This window comes from Psychrobacter glaciei (assembly GCF_014652895.1).
GTDB lineage: Bacteria > Pseudomonadota > Gammaproteobacteria > Pseudomonadales > Moraxellaceae > Psychrobacter > Psychrobacter glaciei.
The window spans coordinates 42,691-49,022 of sequence record NZ_BMZR01000010.1 but is presented as its reverse complement, the minus strand read 5'-3'; the positions used below and the strand labels follow the sequence as shown (position 1 = coordinate 49,022).

General features: G+C 38.3%; 5 protein-coding genes. All 5 read right to left on the bottom strand.

Annotation, left to right across the window (positions count from 1 at the left end; translation table 11 throughout):
• Window positions 1-176: 176 nt before the first annotated feature.
• Window positions 177-1,535, bottom strand: coding sequence for a sensor histidine kinase (locus tag IE130_RS13760; RefSeq protein ID WP_102090549.1), 1,359 nt, complete (start codon window positions 1,533-1,535; stop codon window positions 177-179).
• A gap of 100 nt (window positions 1,536-1,635) precedes the next feature.
• Window positions 1,636-2,322: a response regulator transcription factor gene (locus tag IE130_RS13755; RefSeq protein ID WP_025645038.1), complete on the bottom strand. Its 687-nt coding sequence runs from the start codon at window positions 2,320-2,322 to the stop codon at window positions 1,636-1,638.
• Window positions 2,323-2,367: 45 nt separating this feature from the next.
• Entirely contained in the window at window positions 2,368-4,038 is a 1,671-nt protein-coding gene (locus tag IE130_RS13750) for a phosphoethanolamine transferase (protein ID WP_102090548.1), read from the bottom strand.
• 914 nt (window positions 4,039-4,952) lie between these two features.
• Complete coding sequence (locus tag IE130_RS13745) at window positions 4,953-5,315, bottom strand: DUF3817 domain-containing protein (RefSeq protein WP_087813587.1); 363 nt, start codon at window positions 5,313-5,315, stop codon at window positions 4,953-4,955.
• A 245-nt stretch (window positions 5,316-5,560) separates the two neighbouring features.
• Entirely contained in the window at window positions 5,561-6,268 is a 708-nt protein-coding gene (gene lspA, locus IE130_RS13740) for a signal peptidase II (RefSeq protein WP_045448075.1), read from the bottom strand.
• Between the last annotated feature and the right edge of the window lie 64 nt (window positions 6,269-6,332).

Genomic DNA, 6,332 nt, shown 5'->3' with positions numbered 1-6,332 from the left:
GATGATCGTATTAGTAAGCATTTAATCTAAATGGCAGTTACACAGAATCTGGGATGGTCTCAGCTTAATACCTAAATACTGGACAAACCAAAAAGCAGTAACTAACACCTGTGCTATTGAGGTGTCGGCTACTGCTTTGACTAAAGCTATATAATTGGGCTTATCGTTCGATAGCCTTAACGATAATAAATACTAAAGCTGCTGCCCCCAGTTTTATTGGCTTGATGGGTTAATTCCCAATCCATATGCGTCATAATACGCTGCACGATACTAAGTCCTAAGCCCGACCCTTCAACCTTATTACTAAATGCCTTATCTGTGCTCGAATTGTCATCCGTTTTGCCATCCGTTTTGCCATCCGTTTTGCTATGCTCTAAACGCTCAAAGCGCTCATACAGCAGCGGCATCATACTCTCAGGAATACCAAGACCCGTATCAGTAACGACTATTTTGTCACTATCGATAGTTATGATGACTTCGCCATCATCTGTGTATTGAAAGGCATTTTTAATGAGGTTACCTAGCGCCATTTTTAGCAGTTCAGGACGCACGTTTGTAAAATACACTTGTTCAGCGATTATTGTACAAGTGACTGACTTATATTTGAGTAGATAGTTTAAGCGCTGCGCCTCATTTATAGCAATACTATTAATAGAGGTTTGCGGGGCATCCAGTTTTTCAGGGGCACGAGAGAGTAGTAATAAGGCGCTGATAATCTCAGTGGTCTCCTTTGCAGTCGTGTTGATACGGTTGGTAAATTCGCTTAAATAGCTGTCGTGCGCTAATTGGGAGGCTAATACCTCGGATGCGCCCATTATTATGGTTAAAGGGGTACGCAATTCATGGCTGACATCGCCTGTGAATAATTGCTCACGCTTTAGATACTGCTCAAGGTTATTATTTTTCTCATCAATCGCTCGTGCTAACACCCCAACTTCTGAGGGTAGGTGGGTTAATTCGGTTAAATTTTGATGATCGGTCTCTACCGCTTTTTTTAGATCTAATAAAGGCTTGATGATTTGCTTAGAGGATAAATAAGAGAATAGCGCAGCGATTAGTAAGCTCAAAAGGACCGCAATTTTTAGTGCATCAGCAAATATATCTTCTAGATTCTCAAAGATTGCTAAAACAGGATAATTCTCCATCGCCATTTCAGACCCTTCTAAGTAGGTCAAAATATAGTTTTGCTCATTTTGTGGATAAGCAAAAAAATGCAGATTAGTTTCAGTTTTACCCGCTTTATTATTTACGGTTACTCGCATTTCTTGAACGGTTCCGTTGGCTATTGTTTTTAAATTCTCAGGCGCACTATCATAACGATAAATTTTAATACCCGGATTTGCTGTATAAACAGCCTGTTCACCACATTTTTCTTGACTGATTTGTAGCTGCTGTAAAAGTCGCCCTTTCACTAAGTCCTGTTCAATTCGCATCTCAGCATACATAAAAATGCTGACGAAAGCCGTGCAAAGCAATAAAGCGAATACAAAATAGGAGATTCGAAACTTATTGGCGATTGAGTCTATAGTGAACATGGCAGACGCTTATTTAGTGTAAGGCAATAGATAGCGTAAGAAAAAATATAGATATGACTGCTTATAATAGACTCTAATCTGTAAATCGTATTGTGAAATTTTAGACTTTATCAGGGTTGATAATCTGATAGCCAACGCCCGCTATGGTCATGATCATCGGCTCAATAAACGGTTTATCAACTTGAGCGCGCACACTATGCATATGCGTACGTAAAGCATCGCTGTGAGGTATATCTTCACCCCATAATTTTTCCTCAAGCTCATTCTTATTGACGACTCGAGGTGCGGCGCTCATCAGGGTATTCAGTATTTTAAACCCTGTTGGCGTGAGCTTGAGTGATTTACCCTCACGAGTAACCGTGTGCTCATCGGTATTTAAAGACAGTTTGCCAACGGTAATATTATGTTGAAAATGATCGTCTTGATGCCGACGAATCAAAGCTTTAATACGGGATTCTAATTCGACGAGCGAAAAAGGCTTGACCAAATAATCATCAGCGCCACTATCAAAACCTGTGACTTTATCCAGAATCGTATCACGTGCCGTCAGCATGAGCACAGGTGTTTTATTATGCAATTCCTCTCGAAGCGCCTTGCACAATTTGGTGCCATCCATGCCAGGCAACATCACATCTAGTAAGATAACGTCATAACGATTATTTGAAGCTAGCGTTAAGCCACTAATGCCATTATGAGCATTGTCTAACTCAAAGCCTTTAGTCTCAAAAAAAGCGTAAATGTTGGCGACGATATCGGGATTGTCTTCAATAATAAGTATTTTATACATAATGGCTACTACTCTATAAAAAGCGTGAGGCGGATAAAAAATAATTTAATGGGTATACTGGAAAAAAGTAGGTTTTGATAGCATCTCGTCGGTGGTAATACCGAAAAATTTAAGTAAAGTTGGGGTAATAAAATCGTGTGATACTGGCTTATCAAGCATAAGGCTGTTTTTATCAATACTATTATTAGTAGGCGACCAAATAATGACAGGCACCTGCTTTTGCGCAGCGGGTGCTATAGAGTAAGGCAGGCCGTGCAAGTAGATATTATTCTCACCTAAACTCTCACCATGATCGCTAATATATACCATTACCACATCATAATCGGGCTCGTAAGTTTTTAGCGTATCAATCACGTTATTCAAGAAGTAATCGGTATAACGAATCGCATTGTCATAGCCGTTAATAACTGATTGGTCATCGCACTTGGATAGCTCATTGGTCATACAGACGGGTTTATATTCTTCAAAAGCCTTAGGATAACGCTTGTAGTAAGCGGGACCATGATTGCCCATTTGATGTAATAAAATCAGTGTATCTTTAGCAGAAGCGCCTGTTTTTACAAGCTTATCAAAACCATCAAGCATACCGATATCGCGACATTCATCATCGCAATTTGGATTGATATCGCTCGTTTTGTAGTCTTCAAAAGTCACTCGATCCGCCACGCCTTTAGAGCTTGAATTATTATCGCGCCAAATAACGTTTACGCCTTGTTTATTGAGCGTATCTAGCACGTTTTCATTATAGTCTGCTTCATCCGGATTATAGTCTGAACGATTAGCATAACTGAACATACAAGGCACTGAGTAAGCTGTAGAAGTACCGCAAGAGGTGGCATTTTTGAAGCTATAAATATTAGATTGCTTGGCAAGTAGTGGCATCGTATCGCGCTTATAACCATTTAAGCTAATATGGTCAGCGCGCACTGTTTCACCAACGACAAATACCATGAGTTTTGGTTTTGCTGTACTACCATTAGCAGCGTTACGTTTGGCATCAGTTGCGTGCAGTATCATCGTATCAGGACGGCGTAGCTCATCAATATAATCAGTACCGAGTTTGATGACTGAATAAATAGGAGTAATAGGATTGGTATAACTACGCACCATTTTATGCTGACGAAAAAAGGTGGCGTATTGATCACCAAAGGGCAATAAGCAAACGCCTACTAAGGCAATAGCCGCTATCAAAGTAGCTGTCTTTTGTAGTATCGAGCGTCGTAAGGAAGTAGGTTTTATTTTTAATTTGCTAATAATAACAGCAGGTACAACACCTAATATTAGCAGCCGAATAAAAAAGCTTAGCGACATCAGTTCCATCGCTTCTGCTTGATCAGTCTGTAAGCTATTAATTAGCATATTAGTATCAAATATGGTGCCGTAAGCATCGGTAAAATACCCGCACACAGCTGCTATCAGCACTAAAGCAATCAGCACTGGTTTGGCAATGGGTCGATAGCATAGCAACTGAACGATTAGCCACATCAAGCTAAATAATAAGCCTGAGAGAGACACTATAAAGCCAATGTTTGTGCTAAGTGGATAAACACTTAACACTTGCGTAAAAAAGCCAATATTGGCAGTAGCTATTAAATAAAGCACGACAATGATAATCAGAAAGCTAAGATTAATCTTGCGATCAAAAATTTTGCTTGCAAAGCTTTTTTTCGTATTAGCTTGATTACTAATAGTGCTAAGTGCTTGAGAGGGTAACATAAACGGGATTCTCAACAGGATCGTAAGGAGTATGATTCCTTACGATAGCAAGTAGCCTGTTAAGAAGACGTTAAGGGGATTGAATAGGAGTTTGTGTTTTAGTGCTACTATTGAAATTTTTCAGGTATGTAGGATCAAAACCCCATTATTAACCACATCACCTAAGAAGAGTGAGTTTGAAAAACGTTATTATGATCTTTTAACCCTGTCAGGCAGCGATGCCTGACTCAAGTAAATCAACCTTCGATATAGTCGGTGCGTTTTAGTTCAAGCTATTTTTGACAATATTTTGAGTATTTTGAGTATTTTGAGTATTTTGAGTATTTGAGTATTTGAGTATTTGAGTATTTGAGTATTTGAGTATTTGAGTATTTGAGTATTTGAGTATTTGAGTATTTGAGTATTTATGATCATATTTAGTGAGAATGGCCATAATCTAAAGCGGGCTGTATAGACTCTTTTTCAGCACGCTTATCGTCTTACTTTTCGGTGAAAGCCTTCAGATATGGTTTAGTAAACACAATCACCTAAAGTAGTCTGTCAAAAGTAGTTCCATCATATCAGTCTATTTTAAGTGGTCTATTAGTTGATAAGTGAACCTAATTAGGTAGTACCTTTGAGGCATACCCTACGATAACAGGAAATCCATCGCGGATGACAAAACCTGTTTAGCTTTTAAACAAGACGGGTTTGTCGATAGTATGTAAGATAAGTTGGAAAAGTAACTAGAGTGTAAGACTATTCATACTGGGTCTGAATCAAAGTTTTATTGTGATTAATTTCTGCTCAATATTATTCATTTGTCGCCATGATGAGTGATGGCGGCTTGTAATTTAGTTAGGAAAAATAATCTTGAGTAATAATATACGTTTGTATCATTTGTATCATTTGTATCATTTGTAGCAGAGCTTGTTCTAGGCTTCTTTACTTACACTTTTCTGTAAGTTATTTTTTAGTAAATGATCGAATATAAATGGGCCAAAAGGTAAGAGTGAGCCGAGTACGCCCGCAGGTATTGCCCAAAGAGGCATTTTCATTTTGATAGCTGAGCCTATAAGTATTATGATATAGGTAATAAACAAAATACCGTGTGCCATACCGATGTATTTCACACCTTCTGGAATATCCAGCATATATTTTAGTGGCATGGCGATGAAGAGCAATAATAAGAAAGAGGTGCCTTCTAGGTAGCCTATAAGGGTAAGACTTTTTAACGCGGTCTCTTGTTTTTTTCTAAGGCTGTGAATTTTTTCAATAGTTGGCTGAGCCTGTGACACTATATTTTCCTTTTGTTATTATCAATAAAGAATTTATGGATTATTCAATGTCTCTATAATAATGGCTCTACGCAGAGCTTTTAAGTATTGGGTTTTAAGACCTAAAATGAGTGAGTACCTATACCAGTCATACATTACCTTCCAGTTCACATTTTATAAACATACTCAAGTATAAAAAGTATTTTTCCGTATAGAGTGACTACGACGCTAGTTCATTTTGTTTGTGATAATCGGCATCAATGTGCTTATTTATTACGCTTACTTTCTAAAAATATCATGTCAATTATAATCAATGCGACACCGACACAGACACCTATATCTGCAACATTGAAAATAGGATAATTCCAGACATCAGCATAATGCACATGGATAAAGTCAACCACTTTACCAATTCTTAAACGATCGATTAAGTTGCCAATCGCACCACCGAGCATTAAGGCTAACCCCATGGACAATAGCTTGGCTGCACGTGGCGCTTTGATTAAATAAACCGTTAAAAAGATAGCCATTACAAAAGCTAAGCCTGAGAAAAACCATTTCTGCCAACCGCCAGCGTCGGCTAAAAAGCTAAATGCTGCCCCATAGTTATAAGCGAGTGTCCAGTTGAGAAATGGTTCAATGACCGGTACGGGGTCATTGAACGCTAATTTGGTTTGGGCCAACCACTTAGTCCATTGATCAAGTATTAATACCATTATCGCCAACAAATACCAGATAAAAGCGCGACTGCCATTGGCAACCATTTTTGGCATTTTATTCAACTTACCTTTAGGTGTTATCGAGTTGCCTGAGGTTACGTACATAGCTTTAGGCGTATGATTCATGGTTTTAGAGTCAATTGATTGATGAGTACTACTCACAGCTATAGGTACTTTATTGTCAGCAATATTAGTACTAGCCGATTCAACGCTATTCAATTTAGTACTATCTAATCTGTCGGTAGATTCAGTCATAGTTGTTTTCTTTATCTGTGTTTATACAATGAACAATGTTAAACGTATATGTTTTTAGTATACG

Bases quoted from the DNA above. Each gene is read 5' to 3' on its own strand.
- IE130_RS13750 (WP_102090548.1), bottom strand. From the start codon at position 4,038: ATGTTACCCTCTCAAGCACTTAGCACTATTAGTAATCAAGCTAATACG.
- IE130_RS13760 (WP_102090549.1), bottom strand. From the start codon at position 1,535: ATGTTCACTATAGACTCAATCGCCAATAAGTTTCGAATCTCCTATTTT.
- IE130_RS13755 (WP_025645038.1), bottom strand. From the start codon at position 2,322: ATGTATAAAATACTTATTATTGAAGACAATCCCGATATCGTCGCCAAC.
- lspA (WP_045448075.1), bottom strand. From the start codon at position 6,268: ATGACTGAATCTACCGACAGATTAGATAGTACTAAATTGAATAGCGTT.